The following is an 18,443-nucleotide window of genomic DNA, read 5'->3' on the forward strand; positions in this document are numbered from 1 at the left end:
CGCTGCGGCTATCTGCCGTGATAATCCCGAAACCAAGCGACGAAACGCGCGATGCCTTCGTGAATGTCGGTCTGTGGGCGGTAGCCGGTGAGCCTATGTAGCAGGGTCGCATCGGCCCATGTGGCGGGGGCGTCACCCATCTGCATCCCCATGTAATTGCGGACCGCCCGCTTGCCGAGAGCGGCTTCGATCGCCTCGACGAAATCCAGCAGGCGCACCTTTTCGGAATTGCCGATATTCACCACACGGTAGGGGGCCGCGGGGGAGAGCGAATCCCAGTCCGGCGGCGGTGGCGCCGTGCCCGGTTGCGGCGGAACGCAATCCATCAGCAGCCGAATGGCGCGCACCAGATCGTCGACACAGGTGAAATCGCGGTACATCTCGCCGTGGTTGTAGATGTCGATCGGACGGCCATCGAGGATCGCGTCGACGAATTTACTCAAGGCAAGGTCGGGCCGCCCCCAAGGCCCGTAGACGGTGAAAAACCGAAACATCGTCGTCGGCAGACCCCATAGGTGGGCACAGGCATGGGCCATCCCCTCATTCGCTTTTTTCGTGGCGGCGTAGATCGACAGGGGCCGGTCGGTGGCCCCTGTCTCGGCGAAAGGCATGTCGGTATTGGCCCCGTAGATTGACGAGGAGGAGGCCATGAGCAGGTGTTTCACCTCCAACCGCCGCGCAGCCTCCATCACGTTGAAGGTGCCGGTGATATTCGCCTCCAGAAAGGCGCGGGGGTGGTCTATGCTGTGGCGCACGCCCGCCTGTGCGGCAAGGTGCACGATCATGTCGGGGGCAAAGTCATCAACCAGCGCGTCGAAGGTCTCGCGGTCTTCCAGCAGCGCTTCTTTGGTGGTGAAATGCTCATGCTGCAGCAGCATCGCGTGGCGGCGTTGTTTCAGGGCGACATCGTAGTAATCGGTCATCCCATCATAGCCCTGCACCCGCGCGCCTTCGGCCAGCAACAGCCGGGCAAGGTGAAAGCCGATGAAACCGCTCGTGCCGGTGACGAGTATCCTTTGCGTGCTGTTCATTCTGGCATCCTCGCTTTGCGCGGCCTCAGTTGCCTTTCCCATCGTCCTGGTGAAGGTTGGGCCGTGAATGCTAAAAATTTGGTTAAATTTGGGCCGGAAACTGCAAAGCATTGTCAGGCGGGCCAAAATCAAGTTGCGGCACGACGAAACGCTTCGCGGGCAGGGCGCGCGAAGGAGCATCACAGGGAAGGCGGCTCATGCCCAAGAACGTTCTTTTCATCATGTGCGACCAGCTTCGCTGGGATTACCTTTCCTGCACCGGCCATCCGCATCTGCACACGCCGCATATCGATGCGTTGGCCGCGCGCGGGGTGCTTTTTGACCGCGCCTATGTGCAATCGCCGATTTGCGGCCCCTCGCGCATGTCGTTCTACACGGGCCGCTACGTCAGCTCGCATGGGTCGACGTGGAATGGCATCCCGCTGAAGGTGGGGGAGATGACGCTGGGCGACCATCTGCGCCCCTTGGGCGTGCGCACGGCGCTTTGTGGCAAGACCCATATGGCCGCCGATATCGAAGGGCTGCGCCGTCTTGGCCTGTCGCCGGACAGCGAGATTGGCGTGCTGATCTCGGAATGCGGGTTCGAGCCCTATGAGCGGGACGACGGGCTGCACCCCGACGGCGGGCCCTACGCCCGCAACCCCGCCTATGACGCGCATATGAAGGACCGCGGTTGGCAGGATGAGAACCCTTGGCATTCCGTCGCCAACAGCGCCGAAGATGCAGAGGGCAATATCCTAAGCGGTTGGTTTCTGGACCATGCCGACAAACCGGCCCGCGCCGCGGATGAGGAGAGCGAGACGCCCTATATCACGGGCCGCGCCATGGATTTCATCCGCGATGCCGGCGATCAGCCGTGGTGTCTGCACCTGAGCTATATCAAACCGCATTGGCCCTATATCGTCCCCGCGCCCTACCATGATCTCTATGGGCCCGAGAGCCATCTGGACCCGGTGCGCAGCGCGGCGGAAAAGCGCGATCCGCATCCCGTCTATGGCGCATTCATGCAGGAGCGCGTCTCGCAAGCCTTTTCCTATGATGCCACCCGAAGCCGGGTTCTGACCGCCTATATGGGGCTGATCAAACAGCTCGACGACCAGATCGGTCGCCTGATGGCGTTTCTCACCGAAGAGGGGGTCGCGGATGACACGATGATTGTCTTCACCTCGGATCACGGCGACTACCTTGGCGACCACTGGATGGGGGAGAAAGAGCTCTTTCACGACCCCTCCGCGCGCATCCCGATGATCGTCGTCGATCCCCGCCCCGAGGCCGATGCGACCCGCGGCGCAAAATCCTCGGCACTGGTCGAGGCGATCGACGTGGTGCCCACCATCCTTGATTATTTCGGCGGCGCCGCCGTGCCGCATATCATCGAGGGCCGATCCCTCTTGCCGCTGCTGCATGGCAAGGTCGAAGGGCTGCGCGATTTCGTGGTCTCGGAATACGACTACGCGCAGCGCGACGTGCGCAAACGCTTGGGGGTCGAGGTGAGGGACGCCAAGCTGACGATGCTATTCGACGGGCGGTGGAAATACGTCTTTGCCGAAGGGTTCCGCCCGATGCTGTTCGACCTTGAAAGCGACCCCGATGAGCTGGTCGATCTGGGGGCCGACCCCGCCCATGCGCCTGAGCGCGCCCGGCTAGAGCAGCTGCTGTTCCGCTGGACGCGCCGCACCGCTCAGCGCACCACGATCTCCGACGCCAAGATTGCAGCAAGCGATGCCACGATGGGCGAGGCGAAGGCGGGCATTCTGATCGGGTACCAGAATGAGGATGAGTTGCGCGAGGTTTTGGCGGCGGCGGGGAAAGGCGAAGGGGGATGAGACATGGCCGCGCCGTTGATGACGAGGGGGCTTGGGTGGCTTTTAAGAGGAGCGCGCGCATAGTGGTTTCGCCGGGGGGACGGTATCGCGTACTAGCTCATGTCGGGGAAATGGAGGCGAGTACCGGAATCGAACCGGTGTACACGGATTTGCAATCCGCTGCGTAACCACTCCGCCAACTCGCCGACCGGTGGTTGGCGCACTGCTAACGGATCGCGAAGGAGGCCGCAAGACCCATATGCGCGCGAAAATGCGGTCAGGGCGTTGCCGCTGGCCCGGCAATGTGGCACATCACTCTTCAGACACCCTGAACGAATGAGTTTAGCTGATGAGTGATTTCGCCGCCCGCCGCGTAACCATGGTAGATACGCAGGTTCGTCCTTCGGATGTGACCAAGTTTCCAATCATCGACGCGATGCTGACCGTGCAGCGCGAAGACTTCGTGCCGGCGGCACAGCGCGAGGCTGCCTATCTGGGTGAAAACCTCGATCTGGGGCAGGACCGGGTGCTGCTCGACCCGCGGACATTGGCCAAGATGCTCGATCACCTCGACATCACCAATGAGGAACTCGTGCTCGATATCGGCTGCGCCATGGGCTATTCCAGTGCCGTGATCGCGCATATGGCTGAGGCCGTCGTCGCCGTTGAGGAAGACGAAGCCATGGCCGCCGAGGCGCAAGAGGCGCTGGCGCAGGCGGGTGCAGACAATGTGATCGTCCATGTCGCCCCGCTGACCGAAGGCGCGCCGCAGCATGGGCCCTATGATGTAGTCATCGTCCAGGGTGCGGTAGGTGAGCTGCCCGAAGCGCTGGTGGAACAGGTGAAAGAGGGCGGGCGGATCGCTTGTCTCTTTATGGATCGGGGTCTGGGCGAGGTGCGCGTGGGCTATAAACGCGGCGGTCAGGTGTCTTGGCGGCCCGAATTCAACGCCGGTGCGCCGGTGCTGCGTGGCTTTGAACGTCAGGCAGAATTCCAGCTGTAAGCGACAGGATGGCGCGCCGATCATACCGCGCGCCACTTCGCTTTCAGGGGAGGGGCACCCGCCCCGATCGGCCTACGGGCCGGTCCAAAGGTCTATAAAAGCCATTCAGGGGCATTGAGCCATGAGCGCGAACAGTTTTACGAAATCCCTCAAACGTTTTGCCATCGCCGTGCCGGTGAGCTTGGTCCTCGCCAGCGGCGCTGCCCTGCCGCGTGTGGCTGCTGCTGAAACATTGGCCGATGCGCTGGTGGGGGCCTATGAGCATTCCGGCCTGCTGGAGCAGAACCGCGCGCTTTTGCGGGCTGCCGATGAGGATGTGGCCGCGGCGAAATCGGCGCTGAAACCCGTGTTGCGTTGGGCTGCCGGGCTGACGCAGAGCTTCGGCACCACGCGCAGCTCTTCCCTTTTGCCAGCCCAGTCGACGGAAAGCCTCAAGGCGTCGATCAGCCTGATTGGCGAACTGCTGCTCTATGATTTCGGCGCGAGCGCCTATCGGGTGGAGGCGGCGAAAGAGGCCGTGCTGGCCACCCGCCAGACCTTGGTCAACCTAGAGCAGCAGGTACTGCTGCGCGCGGTTGCGGCCTATATGGGTGTGATCGAAGCCTCGGAAACGGTTGAGCTGCGCAACAACAACCTGCGGCTGCTGACCCAAGAGCTGCGCGCCGCGCGGGATCGTTTCGACGTGGGCGAAGTCACCCGCACCGATGTCGCCTTGGCCGAAGCGCAGCTTGCCAATGCCCGCAGCGGGCTGGCGGGCGCCGAAGGCGTGCTGCTGCGCGCGGTCGAGGAATATCGCAATGCCGTGGGCCATGCCCCGGGCAACCTTAGTCAACCGCCGAGCCTGCCGAATGTCGGCGGCAACCTCGCCTCGGCCAAGGCTTTGGCCGTGCGCACTCACCCGTCGATCATCGCCGCACAGCATCAGGTGGCGGCAGCCGATCTCAGCGTCGAAGCCAATGAGGCCGCCATGGCCCCGCGGATCACGCTGAACGGGCAATATGGTCTGAACGAGACTTTCGACAGCGAAGCCTATACCCGCAGCGGCAGCGTTGGGGTCGAGGTCGGTCAGACCATCTATCAGGGCGGGGCGCTGTCCTCGGCCGTGCGCAGCGCGATGGCCCAGCGAGACGCGCAGCGCGCGAACCTGCATGTGGTGCGCCAAGATGTTGAGCAGGAGGTGGGCAACGCCTATGCCGCGCTGGCCTCGGCACGGGCGCAGTTGGAGGCTTCCGACCGCCAGATCCGCGCGGCGCGTATTGCCTTCCGCGGTGTCCGCGAAGAAGCGACCCTCGGCGCGCGCACCACCTTGGACGTGCTGGATGCAGAGCAATCGCTGCTGGATGCGGAATCGACCCGCGTGTCGGCCCGCGCCAACCTCTATGTGGCGGCTTATTCCGTGCTGGCGGCCACGGGCCGTCTGACCGCGCAGGATCTGAAGCTGCCGGTGCAGATCTATGACGCGGGGGCCTATTACAACCTTGTTAAGGACGCCCCTGCTAAATACTCGAAAGAGGGCCAAGCGCTGGATCGGGTGCTGCGCGCGCTGCAAAAAGACTGACGTTTTGCGCGGTCGTTTGGCATTTTGCACCGCCCCATTGTGAGAATCCTCCCACGCGGTTAAGCTATCCGCGAGGCAAGAGTGGTAGAGAAATATGTCCGAACCCGTCACAAACGCGGAGGTGGAAGACGTCCTGTCGTCGATTCGCCGATTGGTGTCCGAAGACAAGCGTCCCCTGCAAACGTCCAACCCTACGCCGGTTTCCAAGCCGGAGGCTGGCGATTCTGCGGATGACACCGGGGCCGCGTTCAAGAGCATGCGGGGGAGTGCATTGGACGAGCCGACATCGGACAGCGTCACGTCCGAGGATTTCACCCCGCATCTGTCGCTGCGCACAGCCTCGGGCGGCACGCCGCGTCCCGCTTCTGACGAGGGCGTCGGTGAAGCATCCAAAGCCACGCCGCAGCCGCTGAGCTTGACCCAAGCCATGCAGACCGAAGCGGAAGACAGTGCCGATGAGGCAGAGCGTCCATTCGTCTCGGCCCGTCACCCCGCGACCCCGCCTGCCGAGAAGGCTCCCGCGGCGTCGAGCGACCGGTTGGTGCTGACCCCCGCGCTTAGGGTCGCCACGTCGGATGGCGAGGATCGCCCTAAGGCCGCTGCCGTTGATCCGGCCAAGGTCTCGCCCTTGGACTATGATATGCTGCATGACGATCCGAGCGATTTGCATGCCGAGGACTATCGCACCCCCGCGTCCGAGACCGCGGATGAGGCCCGGGCCCGCGCCGTCTCAGACGCGGTGGCCAAGGCGACCGGGGCCAGCCGCAGTGACAAGCTGGCGGCGCTCGAGACGGCCATTGGCAAGATCTCTGACGATTGGGATCCGGACGCGCCTGGCGATAATGACTATTCCGGCACCGAACCTCCGGCGATGGAGTGGAAAGACGATGCGGAGCTTGACGCGCCAGAGGCTCCGATTGCCGATACGGCGACGGTAGAAGCTGAGACGCCCGCCCCAAACCGCCCGCAGCCCACAACACCGCAGCTCGAAGAGCAGGTGCGCCGTTTCGCCGACAGCGGCCCGCGTGTGGCCGATCCTGCCGCCACCGCGCCGGAATTCGACTATGCCGCCCCCGCGCAGGAGGCGGGCGGCACGGGTGAGGATCAGTTCCTCGACGAGGAAGCACTGCGCGACATGGTGACCGAGATTGTCCGCGCCGAGCTTCAGGGGGCCTTGGGCGAGCGGATCACCCGCAATGTACGCAAATTGGTCCGCCGCGAAATTCACCGCGCGCTGACGGCGCAAGACCTCGAATAAGCGAAGCGGCGGCACCCGCCGCCATGCCCGCCCCGCCAAGGTGACGCTGCGCGACCCGCTTCGCGCGGTCTTGCGCGATAGGCGCTGCCCGCTACATTGGAGGCACCAGCGCGGAAGGATCACCGATGGAATTGACGGTTAACGGCACGGTCCACGAGGTGGACGTGGAAGACGACATGCCGCTGCTCTGGGTTTTGCGCGACGAGTTGGGGATCACCGGGCCGAAATACGGCTGCGGCATCGCGCAGTGCGGTGCCTGTACGGTGCATGTTGATGGGCTGGCCGTGCGGTCTTGCCAATTGCGAGCGGCGGATGTGAACGGCGATGTCACCACCATCGAAGGATTGGGCACGCCCGAGGCGCTGCATGTGGTGCAGGCGGCATGGGTGGAGCATCAGGTCGCGCAATGCGGTTACTGCCAATCGGGGCAGATCATGCAGGCGGCCTCATTTCTGGATCTGAACCCCGAGCCGACCGACGATCAGATCGACGCCGCGATGAGCGGGAACCTCTGCCGCTGCGGCACCTATCCGCGCATTCGCGCCGCTGTTCACAGCGCCGCCGCGCGGCTGCGGGGGGCCTGACATGTCGCGCCTGCGCACCATCACCCGCCGGAGCTTTATCGTTGGCTCCGCCGCCATTGCCGGGGGCGTGGCCTTTGGCACCTATCTGTACAAACGTGACCTGAAGAACCCGCTGCTTGAAGGCTTACCGCCCGGTGCGGCGGCGATCACGCCCTATGTCAAGATTGATGCAAGCGGCGTCACCCTGATCACCCCGCGCGCCGATGTGGGGCAGGGGGCCTATTCGATCCAAGCCCATATGATTGCCGAGGAATTGGATGTCGACCTCGACAGGGTGCAAATCACGCCCGGGCCGCCCTCGCCGGTCTATTACAACGGCGTGGTCGGGGTAGAGGCGATGCCGATCGCCGCGACCTCGGAGACGCTACTGGCACGGGCCGGGCGCGGCGCGGCGGATGTGGCGGGGAAATTGCTGGGCCTGCAATTGACAGGCGGCAGTTCGACCGTGCCGGATATGTATGACCGGCTGCGCATGGCCGGGGCCGTGGCCCGCGAAACCCTGTTGGCCGCCGCCGTGGCGCAAACCGGGCTAGAGCGCAGCCAACTCAAGACCGAGGCGGGCGCGGTGGTGCTGCCCGACGGCATGCGGCTGGCCTATCAAGACCTCGCCGCGGCCGCGGCGGAGATCGACCCAGTGACCGAGGTCACGCTGCGCGACCCCGGCGCGTGGCGGCACCTTGGCAAGCCGCAAATGCGCACCGATATCATGGCCAAATCCACTGGCACCCAGACCTATGGCATCGACATGGCGATGGAGGGGATGCTTCACGCCACGACCCGTACCAACCCGGCGCAGGGTGGCGAGATCATGGGCTTTGATGCGGGCCGCGCCGAGAAGATGCGCGGCGTGAAAGCGGTCTTGCCGATTACCGGCGGCGTCGCGGTGGTGGCCGACAATACTTGGCGGGCCTTTCAAGCCGTGCAGGCGGTGAAATGCGACTGGGGGCCGTCGCCCTATATCGGCGACACGGCTGAGCAATTAGAGGCCGTGGCGGCCTCCTTTACTGAAGATCGGCAGGACAGCCGGTTCCGAGATGACGGCGATGTGAGCGCCGCTTTGACGGGTGGGGAAGTGCTGGAGGCCGAGTACCGCATCCCCTATCTGGCTCATGCCCCGCTGGAGCCGATGAGCGTGGTGGTGAAGCTGGAGAAGGCCCGCGTCGATATCTGGACCGGCACGCAGATCCCGCGTTTCATGCAGGCCAATGTCGCCGCGCTGACCGGGATCGACGCTGAGAATGTGCATATCCATGTGCTGATGTCAGGCGGCAGTTTCGGGCGGCGGCTTGAGGATGACTATACCCTGCGCGCCGTCGAAGTGGCGATGCAACTGCCCGGCACGCCGATCAAGATGGTCTGGTCGCGGGAGGAGGATTTCACCCATGACTTCCCCCGCCCGCTGGCCATGGCGCGGGCGCGGGGCAAGGTCTCGGAAGAGCAGATCGCGGCCTATGATCTGGCCATCGCGGCACCTTCGACGGCGGAATCGCAGATGGCGCGGTTGAACCAGCCGGTTTTCGGCCCTGACATCGCCATCGTAGCGGGCGCGTGGGATCAGCCCTTCGCGATCCCCGACTACCGTGTGACCGGCCACCGGGTGCCCGCAATGGTGCCGGTGAGTTCGTGGCGGTCGGTCGGGGCGTCGGGCAACGGTTTCCTGCACGAAAGCTTCATGGATGAGATGTGCCATGCCGCAGGCGTCGATCCGTTGGAGGAACGGCTCCGGCTCTGCACCCATGCGCCCTCGCGCGGGGTGTTGGAGGCCGTGGGCGAGATGTCGGACTGGGGCGCAGACCTCGGCCCGGGGCGGGGCCGGGGGCTGGCGTTTTGCCTGTCCTTCGGCGTGCCGGTGGCCGAGGTGGTCGAGGTTAGCCAGACCGACGCGGGCCTCAAGATCGATCGCGTCTTCGTCGCCGCCGAAGTGGGCCGCGTGATGGACCCGGTGAACTTCGAGGCGCAACTGTCCGGGGCGGTGATTTGGGGCTTGGGCCATGCGATGAACTGCGAGCTTACCTATCGCGATGGGGTGCCGCAGCAGGACAACTATCACCTCTACGAAGGGCTGCGCCTGTATCAAACCCCCAAGATCGAGGTGCGCGGGCTGGAGAATGGCGGCAAGCTGCGCGGCATTGGTGAGCCGGGCGTGCCGCCCGCCGCGCCCGCGCTGGCCAATGCAATATTCGCCGCCACGGGCCAGCGGATCCGTGAACTTCCCCTCTCCAAATCCGTGGATTTCGCATGAGATATCTATCGACCTGCGCCGCACTCATGCTGGCCGCCCCCGCCTTTGCGCAGGACGCGCCCGATCGCGCCGAGGGGCTGGCCGCTTGGGATCGGATTTTCACCGTCACCGCGCATCCGCGTTGCACCAATTGCCATGTCGGCGAAGAGGGGCAGCCGATGTGGCAGGGCTTGGGCTATGGGCCGGAGGCGGTGCACGGCATGAATGTGCGCGCGGGCGAGAGCCGGATCGGGGCCGAGAGCATCCCTTGTGACGCCTGCCATGTCACCTCTGCCGCTGCGAACACGGTGCCCCATGCCCCGCCGCATATCGACGATGCTTGGCGGCTGCCGCCGGTAGAATTGGCGTGGCTTGGCAAATCCTCTGTCGAGGTCTGCGCCCAGTTGCGCGACCCTGAGACCAACGACGGGCATGACATCGCCTCATTGGTCGATCACCTGCAAAACTCGGCCTTCGTGAACTGGGGTTTCGCCCCCGGCGCGGGGCGGTCGGTGCCCCAAGGGACGCTCGATGCGCTGGTGCATGACGTGACGGTCTGGGGCGCTGCGGGCACGCCCTGCGCAGGGGATCAGGGCTGATCGCTCATCGCGCGGGCCAATCTGCGAATGCGCAACGCGCGGTTCAACTCTCCGCCAAAGATCAGCACCAGTGCGGCGAGATACATGAAGTAAAGCGCCGCAATAATCCCCGCCATGCCCGCGTAATAGCTGGAATAGGTGGCAAAGCTGCGCAGATAGGATGAAAAGAGCACCGCCAGCACCGTCCAAGCGACGGCGGTGGCCACCACGCCGGGCCAGATGTTGTTAAACTTGGTGCGGCGTGCGGGCAGGATCACATGGGCGGCAAAAAGCGCGACCAGCAGGATCGTCGCCGAGGCCGGAAAGCGGACCAGCCCTACGGTGACCGAGCGCGGATCGAAGCCCGGCATCAACATATGCAGCCAAGACCCGGCGCGGGGGGCCAGCACCAGCAGATACCCCACGATCACGAGGATCAGGCTCGCCAGCAGCACCATGGCCACCTGCACCGCGTAGATCGTAAAGACCGACCGGGTCTCGCGCAGCCCATAGGCGCGGTTCAACCCCACGCGCACACCATCGACCCCGCCCACGGCGAACCAGACGGTCAGCAGGATACCCACGCTCAGCAGATCGCCGCGCGGCACGGTCATGACCTTTTCCACCTCCGACACGATCGGTTCGATCAGGGCAGGGGGGACAATGGCGATCAGGAAATGGATCAGGTCATCGGCCATCGACCGGTCGCCGACAAAGGCAGTGAGCGAACTGGTGAAGATCAGAAACGGAAAAATCGCCAGAAGCGCGCGAAAGGCCACGTTTCCGGCCATGCCGAAAGCATCATCGCTCCACAGCCGCAGCACCGCTTCGTGCAAAACGGCCCGCACCACCCGCAGCCCGGTGCCGTGAAACAGATCCTCGGGGTCCTCGCTGAGAACACCGTGGGTCATGACGACCTCGCGCTTTTGGTCTTGGGCCGGTCTGGCGTCCATTCCAATGCCTCGTTTTCATCCCGTGAGGCTAAGCTAGTGCCCCTTGGGCCGGGCTGCCACCTTGATGACGGGCCACAGGCGAGAGCAGGCTTATGCGATTGATCTTGCCAAAGGGGCATCGCTCCACTTGACGCTCAGGGAGCGATAAAATAGGAGGGGAGCCGTAGCGCGGGCGTTGTGTAATGGTAAGACCTCAGCCTTCCAAGCTGATGATACGGGTTCGATTCCCGTCGCCCGCTCCACTCTTTCCCCGAAGCTTTCGTGACCGCCGCCGCGCGGGATAGATGCGCCCGCCGCTGTCTGTCGGGGGCGGCAGATTGTCCTTATCGGGGCGGTCTTGCTTGACCCCGCCCAGCCCCCGCGCCATGACCGATGTGGAAAGACAAAGGAAAGCCCATGGCACGCACCCCAGCCCCCGCACCAAGCGCCAAAGACGAACGCGAAAAGTCGCGGCGGATCGGGGCTTTGGCGGCGCTGATGCCCTTCATGGCGCCCTATCGCTGGCTGATGGCCGCCGCCGGGGCGGCGCTGGTGCTGACCGCGATGATCTCGCTCACCTTGCCCTTGGCGGTGCGGCGGGTGATCGACAATTTCGGCACGGGGGAGAGCGAATTGCTCGACCTCTATTTCATCGCCGCGCTCTTGATCGCGGGGCTGCTCGCCCTTGGCACCGGGCTGCGCTATGCACTGGTGACGCGTTTGGGCGAACGGGTGGTGGCCGATATCCGGCGCGCGGTGTTTGACCGTGTCGTGGGCATGAGCCCCGCCTTTTATGAACGCATCATGACCGGCGAAGTGCTCAGCCGGATCACCACCGACACGACGCTGATCCTCTCGGTGATCGGCTCCTCGGTCTCGATCGCGCTGCGCAACCTGCTGATCTTTGTGGGCGGCTTGGGGCTGATGCTGCTGACCTCAGCCAAGTTGACCGGGCTGGTGCTGCTGATCGTGCCCGCCGTGGTGATCCCCATCCTGACGTTGGGCCGCCGCCTGCGGGTGCTCAGCCGCGAGAACCAAGACTGGATCGCGGCGAGTTCGGGCAACGCTTCTGAGACGTTGGGCGCGGTGCAAACGGTGCAGGCTTTTACCCATGAGGCCGCAAGCCGGGGCCAATTCGCGCAGATGACCGAAGCCTCTTTCGATGCTGCGCAGCGCCGGATCAAAACCCGCGCCGTGATGACGATGATCGTGATCTTTCTGGTCTTCGCGGGTGTGGTCGGCGTGCTGTGGATCGGCGCGCGTGACGTGCGGGCGGATGTGATGAGCGCAGGCGCGCTGGTGCAATTCGTGATCTACGCGGTCATGGTCGCGGGCGCGGTCGCTGCCCTGTCAGAGATTTGGGGTGAGTTGCAGCGCGCCGCGGGCGCCACGGAACGGTTGATCGACCTGTTGCAAAGCGAGGATACGGTGCAAGACCCGGCGCCCGCAGATCAGAGCAGCCTGCCGCAGCCTGTCGCGGGCCGGATCGCATTTGAGAACGTGCAGTTCACCTATCCCGCCCGCCCCGATGTGGCGGCGCTGGATGGTGTCAACCTTGAGATCAACCCCGGTGAGACGGTGGCCTTTGTCGGCCCCTCGGGCGCGGGGAAGACGACGATCATTCAGATGATCCTGCGCTTTTATGACCCGCAGGCGGGGCGGATCACCTTGGATGGGGTCGACCTGCGCGATGTGGCGCGGGACCACTTCCGCCGTTCGGTGGCGCTGGTGCCGCAAGACCCGGTGATCTTTGCTGCCACGGCGGCTGAGAACATCCGGTTCGGACGCCCCGATGCCAGTGACGCAGAGGTCGAGGAAGCCGCCCGCGCCGCCGCCGCGCATGACTTCATCGCCGCGCTGCCCGATGGCTATGACAGCTATCTGGGCGAACGCGGCGTGATGCTGTCTGGCGGGCAGAAACAACGCATCGCCATCGCCCGCGCAATCCTGCGCGACGCGCCGGTCTTGCTGCTGGACGAGGCGACCTCGGCGCTGGATTCCGAGAGCGAGGGGCTGGTGCAGGCCGCCGTCGACCGGCTGAGCGCAGATCGCACGACGCTGATCGTGGCGCACCGTTTGGCCACCGTGAAAAAGGCCGACCGCATCGTGGTGATGGAGGCCGGGCGCATCGCGGCCATCGGCACCCATGAGCAATTGGTCGCCAGTGACGGGCTTTATGCGCGTCTGGCGCGGCTTCAGTTCACCGATGGGGCCGCCGCCGCGGCCTGAGCCGCCCTTGAACAGTGCAACCCCGGCGTTACGTCACCCTAGTGTGACGTTGCGTTTGTTGCCGCCGATTGCTTGCGAAACGGCGCGTTTCGCCGCAATCTGGCGCGAGGAGAATAAGCCGGAACACCGGCACAGGGGAGGAGACACCATGACATTCGCCGGGATCGAAGACCGCAATGCCATCGCGGCGGAAATGCCGTGGGAAGACCGCGACGTGGCCAAGACGCTTTACGGAATGCTAAGCAATACGGCCGCGAAATTCCCCAACCACAATGCCGTCAGCTATCAGATTTTCTCGGGCCCCAAAGACAAGGCGGAAACGCTGTCTTGGAAAGAGTTGCATGGCCGCGTGACGCAGGCGGCGAACCTCTTCCGCAGCCTCGGCGTGGGTGAGAAGGACGTGGTGGCCTATGTGCTGCCCAACTGTAACGAGACGACGATCACCCTGCTGGGCGGTGCCGTGGCCGGGATCGTGAACCCGATCAACCCGCTGCTCGACGCTGAACAGATCGGTGCCATCCTGCGCGAAGTCGGCGCCTCCGTTGTCGTCACCCTGCGGCCTTTCCCCAAAACCGATGTGGCCCAAAAGACCGCCGAAGCAGTGCGGCTTGCGCCCAAGGTGCACACGGTGCTCGAGGTCGATCTGGTGCGCTATCTCACCCCGCCGAAAAGCTGGATCGTCCCGCTGGTGCGGCCCAAGGGGATGGCGAACAACCAAGCCAAATACCTCAACTTCAACGCGGAGATCGCCAAGCAGAACACCTCGCTCAACTTCGAGGATGTGCAAGAGGATCGCGTTGCCTGCTATTTCCATACCGGTGGCACCACTGGCATGCCCAAAGTGGCGCAGCACAAGTATTCGGGGCTGATCTATAACGGCTGGCTGGGGCATCGGCTGCTGTTCAGCGAGCAGGACAATATCATGTGTCCGCTGCCGCTGTTCCACGTCTTTGCCTGCCATGTGATCCTGATGGCCGCCGTGTCGTCAGGCGCGCATGTGGTCTTCCCGACGCCGCAGGGCTATCGCGGGGATGGTGTCTTTGACAACTTCTGGAAGCTGGTGGAGCGGTGGAAGATCACCTTTATCATCACCGTGCCGACGGCGATCTCGGCCAAAATGCAGCGCCCGATTGATGCGGATGTCAGCACGGTGAAAACCGCCTTCTCCGGCTCCGCCCCGCTGCCGCTGGAACTCTTCCGCCGGTTTGAGAAGGCCACGGGCGTCACGCTGGTCGAAGGCTACGGCCTGACCGAGGCGACCTGCCTTGTCTCTTGCAACCCGACGGACGGCATCAAGAAGGTTGGCTCCATCGGTATCGCCTTCCCCTATTCAGACGTGCGGATCATCAAGGGCACTGTGGATGGGCCGATCGACGCGGAGACGGATGAGATTGGCGAGATCTGCGTGTCGAACCCCGGCGTCTTCTCGGGCCATACCTATGTCGAGGAGGACAAGAACAAAGACCTCTTCTACCACGGCAAATACCTGCGCACCGGCGATCTGGGCCGGATCGACAGCGATGGCTATATCTGGATCACGGGCCGCGCCAAAGACCTGATCATTCGCGGCGGGCACAACATTGACCCCGCCGAGATCGAAGAGGCGCTGCTGGGCCATGAGGCCGTCGCCTTTGCGGGTGCCATCGGCCAGCCCGACCCCCACGCGGGCGAGGTGCCCTGCGCCTTTGTCGAACTCGTTGAGGGTGCCAATGTCACCGAAGAGGAACTGCTGGCCTATGCGCGGGAACATGTCGCCGAACGCGCAGCCCAGCCCAAGCACCTCAAGGTCATGGACGAGCTGCCCAAGACGGCTGTTGGCAAGATCTTCAAACCCGATTTGCGCAAGGACGCGATCACGCGGGTCTATAACGGCAGCCTTGAAAAGGCGGGCTGTGCCGCGCGGGTAACCGAGGTGGTGGACGACAAGAAACGCGGCTTGGTGGCGCAGGTCACGATGAACGACGCGACCCATGACGAGGTGTCAAAGGTGCTCAACGTCTACACACGCCCTTGGGAACCGGTGAGCTAATCGACTCACACAAGAAAGGGCGGCACGCCGCCGCCCGTCCCCAAATCCCCTGATTGCAGCCCCGCTGCGTTGCGCCGATGCACATTTCCTGTGTATCGGCGCAAAAATTTTAGGCTGTTTACCTGTAGTTAGCCCCCGGCCTTTCGTTTCGGGCATAGCGCCTATGCAAATTCTGCGGGTTCAAAATAGGGTCAGAGCGTACTACTTCTGCATTGCAGCATTGATAATGCACTTGCAGCATTCTGAAAGGAGTTGCGCTTATGACGATGGCAATCTCACGTGGCACTACCCTGAGCTCCGCGCTCGATGGGCTTCATCACAGCGTTGACGGCATGCGCCGTCGCGTGGCCCAGATCAAAGCCCGGCGCGCAGCTTACAACCGAACTTTCACAGAACTCAACGTACTGAGCGATCGCGAACTGTCCGATATCGGCATCGCACGGTGCGAGATCCGGCGTGTGGCGTCGGAAGAACTTTCAAAGGAACAGACCTATGAAGTATGACAACACCCTATCCGCCCCCCACGGTTTCTCCCTGCGTGATGCGTCCGCTCCGGTTCTCGGCGCGCTTGGCACTGCTGCGGGCAAGGTCGGCAGCCTGCTGGCGCGTGGCGTCACCCAGATGCAGATCTCGCGCATGCAAGCCGTCCTCAACAGCATGAGCGACGCGCAGCTTGAGCGTGCGGGCATCGACCGCAACCAAATTCCCCAGCACGCCCAAGCGCTGGTGACCGAAGAATACGACGGTCTCTAGGCCACTGCGCTTTTAGACCCTCAGCCATCAATGTCGCGCCTTACGCGCTGCATTGTCAGGTGCCGGACCCCGCTCCTTCCCGGGTTGATCTGACACCGCATATTAACGGTCCTCCTCCTCCCGGACCCGTTATACCGGCCGGCAAGCTTACCTCCTCCCAAGCTTGCCGGCCCATGCTTTCCACCGAATTATCAGTGCGCCGCCGTATCGAGCCAGAGGGTCACCGGCCCATCGTTGACCAGCGCCACGGCCATATCCGCGCCGAACCGTCCGGTCTGCACGGGGATGTCGAGCCCGGCGAGGCTGCGGGCGAAATGGGAATAGAGCGCCTCGGCCATCTCGGGCTTCGCCGCGCCGGAAAAGCCGGGGCGGTTGCCGCGCGCGGTATCCGCGGCGAGGGTGAATTGGCTCACCACCAAAGCCCTGCCGCCGGTCTGGGCAAGGCTCAGGTTCATCTTGCCACCCTCATCCTTAAACAGCCGCAGCTTTGAGATTTTCCGGGCCAGTTTCTCGGCGGTTTCTTCGGTGTCCTCGGGCATGGCGCAGACGAGGATCAGCAGGCCGGGGCCGATCTCTCCGATAACCTCACCCTCGACCGTGACCGAAGCCTCGGTTACCCGTTGCAGCAATGCGCGCATGTCAGTCTTTCCAATCGATGATGTCAGAAGGGGTGGCCCGCTCGGTGCGAAAGGCGTTCGCGGGATGTGTCTTATCGGCATAGCCGAAGGAGATCGCGCAGAGCACCAGCCGATCCTCGGGCAACGCCAACACCTCGCGCACCAAGGGCGCATAGGCGGCAATGGCGGCCTGTGGGATGCTGGCCACGCCAAGCGCCGTCGCGGCGAGGGTGAAGGCGGTGACGAAGCCGCCGCAGTCCATCGCGCCATAGGGGCCAAGCTCGGCCGGGGCGGTCACGATGGCCACATGCGGCGCGTCGAAAAGCGCGTAGTTGCGCAGCATCTGCGCCTGACGCGCGGCACGGTCGGATTTGGCTATGCCTACCGCGTCGTAAAGCTGGAAGCCGCAGGTCCGCCGGCGTTCGGCATATGCGCCAGAGTAGCCTGTGGGCCACGGCAGGTCCGGCGCGACCGGGGTGTCGGCGCTGGCGGCTTCAAGGAGTGCGGCGCGAAAGGCATCGGTGCCCGCGCCGCGCGTGATGGTCACCTGCCATGGCTGCGCATTGCACCATGAGGGCACATGGCGCGCGGCGCTGACGATCTGTGTGATGCTGTCTTTGGGGACGGGATCGGGCCGAAAGGCGCGGCAGGAATAGCGCGCCTGCAAGAGGTCGGTGAACTGGTCGTAAGTCTGGGTCATTGCTGGGCCATGAAATAGCCGACGATGGCGGCGGCGATCAGCCCCAGCACCACGGCAAAGGTGATTTTGACGGCGGAATAGGGGCGTTCGCCCTGCACCTTGCCCGAATGGCCGTTGACCACGAAACGGTAGGTCTTGCCGCGGTATTTATAGGCAGCGAGCCAGACCGGCAGCAGGATATGCTTGAAGGTCACATCGCTGACTTGGGTGTTGATGTCATGCACGCGCTGGCGGTCGCCGCCGATGTCGAACTTCACGTCCCGCTCGATCACCCGGTCCATATGGGCGCGGGCCTGAACAAAGCCTTCCTCCAGCGTAATGCCGTAAGCCTCGGCCCGGAAACCGGCGAGATATTCGGGCGCATAGGGCTCCAGCGCGGAGAGGTCCCAAGGGTGCAGCGCGTCGGTGTGTCTCTTGGGCAGCGACCGGGAGGCCAGCACCAACACGTCGTCAAAGAAGCGTGCCACCCGCCCCGAAGCGGCCCGCCAGCGGATTTTCGGCACCTGCTGCTTCACCCGCTTGCCATCGCGCATGACGGTGCGGGTGACGTAATAGACGGTTCCACGCTCCCCGCGATAGCTGGAGGCCGTCTGTGCGTCATAGGTCCAGAAGGGCACATAGATGCCCTGCATCCGGCGGCCCTTGCGGGCATATTGTTGCAGCCCGTTGGGGGCGAACCAAAGGCTGCCGAGCCAGTCTCTCATCGCGTCGCGGGCGCGTTCTTCGGGCAGGGCGAAGGGCAGCACGGCGCGGGGTTTGATATGGCGGTTGGTGCCGGTGTCGATCACCACGGGCGTCGCGCAGAAGGGGCATTCGGCGGCATGTTTGCCGGGCTCGAACTCCACCTGTGCTGCGCAGTTGGGGCAGGTGGTGACGCGGGTCTCTTCCATCTCGGCGGCGGGCAGGGCGGCCTGCAATCCGGCGCGAAAATCCTGTTCGGCGATGGCATGGGCGTGGCGCCCGCTGCCGTCGATTGGTTCCACATTGCCGCAGTGATCGCAGATCAGCAGGGCCTGCGCCGGGTCAAAGCGCATGTCCGAGCCGCAGGTGTCACAGGGGAAACGGTGCTCTTCAAGCGGGGCGGCGGGGGGCAGATCGGTGGCGGACATAAGGGGTGCTTTGCAAGGTCAATCGCGGCGGAGCGG

Annotated in this window: 16 protein-coding genes and 2 tRNA genes; 12 read left to right on the plus strand and 6 right to left on the minus strand. The window is 64.1% G+C overall.

Going from position 1 to position 18,443, the window contains the following annotated elements; translation table 11 throughout:
• Positions 1-8: 8 nt before the first annotated feature.
• A complete protein-coding gene (locus ACGYLX_RS01845; protein WP_394447023.1) occupies positions 9-1,031 on the minus strand; it encodes an SDR family NAD(P)-dependent oxidoreductase in 1,023 nt (340 codons plus the stop codon).
• A 197-nt stretch (positions 1,032-1,228) separates the two neighbouring features.
• Here ACGYLX_RS01845 and ACGYLX_RS01850 point away from each other — a divergent pair, with 197 nt between their 5' ends.
• Positions 1,229-2,857 (plus strand): alkaline phosphatase family protein, encoded by a 1,629-nt coding sequence (locus ACGYLX_RS01850; RefSeq protein ID WP_394447025.1) that lies wholly within the window; start codon positions 1,229-1,231, stop codon positions 2,855-2,857.
• A gap of 111 nt (positions 2,858-2,968) precedes the next feature.
• On the opposite strand, the gene ACGYLX_RS01855 is transcribed toward ACGYLX_RS01850, so the two are convergent.
• Positions 2,969-3,042: transfer RNA gene (locus ACGYLX_RS01855), tRNA-Cys, on the minus strand.
• Positions 3,043-3,185: 143 nt separating this feature from the next.
• Between ACGYLX_RS01855 and ACGYLX_RS01860 the strand changes: the two genes are divergently transcribed.
• From ACGYLX_RS01860 to ACGYLX_RS01885, 6 genes are all read left to right on the plus strand, one after another.
• Positions 3,186-3,839, plus strand: a complete 654-nt coding sequence (locus ACGYLX_RS01860) for a methyltransferase domain-containing protein (protein ID WP_322328189.1) — start codon at positions 3,186-3,188, stop codon at positions 3,837-3,839.
• Positions 3,840-3,960: 121 nt separating this feature from the next.
• The gene (locus ACGYLX_RS01865; RefSeq protein ID WP_394447028.1) at positions 3,961-5,397 is read left to right on the plus strand and encodes a TolC family outer membrane protein; all 1,437 of its coding nucleotides are present in this window, start codon (positions 3,961-3,963) and stop codon (positions 5,395-5,397) included.
• Positions 5,398-5,491: 94 nt separating this feature from the next.
• A complete protein-coding gene (locus ACGYLX_RS01870) occupies positions 5,492-6,655 on the plus strand; it encodes a hypothetical protein (RefSeq protein ID WP_394447030.1) in 1,164 nt (387 codons plus the stop codon).
• 125 nt (positions 6,656-6,780) lie between these two features.
• On the plus strand, positions 6,781-7,239 hold the full coding sequence (locus tag ACGYLX_RS01875) for a (2Fe-2S)-binding protein (RefSeq protein WP_271693201.1): 459 nt from the start codon (positions 6,781-6,783) through the stop codon (positions 7,237-7,239).
• 1 nt (position 7,240) lies between these two features.
• Positions 7,241-9,481 (plus strand): molybdopterin cofactor-binding domain-containing protein, encoded by a 2,241-nt coding sequence (locus ACGYLX_RS01880; RefSeq protein WP_394447032.1) that lies wholly within the window; start codon positions 7,241-7,243, stop codon positions 9,479-9,481.
• Positions 9,478-10,059, plus strand: a complete 582-nt coding sequence (locus ACGYLX_RS01885; protein WP_394447034.1) for a hypothetical protein — start codon at positions 9,478-9,480, stop codon at positions 10,057-10,059. Before ACGYLX_RS01880 ends, ACGYLX_RS01885 begins: the two co-directional genes overlap by 4 nt.
• On the opposite strand, the gene ACGYLX_RS01890 is transcribed toward ACGYLX_RS01885, so the two are convergent.
• Positions 10,050-10,991 carry a YihY/virulence factor BrkB family protein gene (locus tag ACGYLX_RS01890; protein ID WP_394447035.1) on the minus strand — a complete coding sequence of 314 codons (942 nt, stop codon included), beginning with the start codon at positions 10,989-10,991 and terminating at the stop codon, positions 10,050-10,052. The two genes, ACGYLX_RS01885 and ACGYLX_RS01890, sit on opposite strands and share 10 nt — an antisense overlap.
• A 168-nt stretch (positions 10,992-11,159) precedes the next feature.
• Between ACGYLX_RS01890 and ACGYLX_RS01895 the strand changes: the two genes are divergently transcribed.
• The 5 genes from ACGYLX_RS01895 to ACGYLX_RS01915 all read left to right on the plus strand — a co-directional run bounded on the left by ACGYLX_RS01895 (position 11,160) and on the right by ACGYLX_RS01915 (position 15,981).
• Positions 11,160-11,233 (plus strand) — tRNA-Gly (locus ACGYLX_RS01895).
• A 154-nt stretch (positions 11,234-11,387) separates the two neighbouring features.
• Positions 11,388-13,199 carry an ABC transporter transmembrane domain-containing protein gene (locus ACGYLX_RS01900; protein WP_394447036.1) on the plus strand — a complete coding sequence of 604 codons (1,812 nt, stop codon included), beginning with the start codon at positions 11,388-11,390 and terminating at the stop codon, positions 13,197-13,199.
• A gap of 148 nt (positions 13,200-13,347) precedes the next feature.
• Positions 13,348-15,228: an acyl-CoA synthetase gene (locus ACGYLX_RS01905; protein ID WP_394447038.1), complete on the plus strand. Its 1,881-nt coding sequence runs from the start codon at positions 13,348-13,350 to the stop codon at positions 15,226-15,228.
• A gap of 260 nt (positions 15,229-15,488) precedes the next feature.
• Positions 15,489-15,731 (plus strand): DUF1127 domain-containing protein, encoded by a 243-nt coding sequence (locus ACGYLX_RS01910; protein WP_067267708.1) that lies wholly within the window; start codon positions 15,489-15,491, stop codon positions 15,729-15,731.
• Positions 15,721-15,981 carry a hypothetical protein gene (locus ACGYLX_RS01915; protein ID WP_394431563.1) on the plus strand — a complete coding sequence of 87 codons (261 nt, stop codon included), beginning with the start codon at positions 15,721-15,723 and terminating at the stop codon, positions 15,979-15,981. The genes ACGYLX_RS01910 and ACGYLX_RS01915 overlap by 11 nt, the downstream gene beginning before the upstream one ends.
• A gap of 191 nt (positions 15,982-16,172) precedes the next feature.
• Here ACGYLX_RS01915 and dtd read toward each other — a convergent pair whose 3' ends face one another.
• The 3 genes from dtd to ACGYLX_RS01930 are packed head-to-tail and all read right to left on the minus strand — an operon-like array spanning position 16,173 to position 18,407.
• Positions 16,173-16,619 carry a D-aminoacyl-tRNA deacylase gene (gene dtd / locus ACGYLX_RS01920; protein WP_394447040.1) on the minus strand — a complete coding sequence of 149 codons (447 nt, stop codon included), beginning with the start codon at positions 16,617-16,619 and terminating at the stop codon, positions 16,173-16,175.
• A 1-nt stretch (position 16,620) separates the two neighbouring features.
• Positions 16,621-17,298 (minus strand): nitroreductase, encoded by a 678-nt coding sequence (locus ACGYLX_RS01925; RefSeq protein ID WP_394447042.1) that lies wholly within the window; start codon positions 17,296-17,298, stop codon positions 16,621-16,623.
• Positions 17,295-18,407: a primosomal protein N' (replication factor Y) - superfamily II helicase gene (locus ACGYLX_RS01930; RefSeq protein ID WP_394447044.1), complete on the minus strand. Its 1,113-nt coding sequence runs from the start codon at positions 18,405-18,407 to the stop codon at positions 17,295-17,297. The genes ACGYLX_RS01925 and ACGYLX_RS01930 overlap by 4 nt, the downstream gene beginning before the upstream one ends.
• Between the last annotated feature and the right edge of the window lie 36 nt (positions 18,408-18,443).

It is taken from the genome of Sulfitobacter sp. 1A13496, assembly GCF_043557225.1.
In the GTDB taxonomy this organism is placed as follows: Bacteria; Pseudomonadota; Alphaproteobacteria; order Rhodobacterales; family Rhodobacteraceae; genus Sulfitobacter; species Sulfitobacter faviae.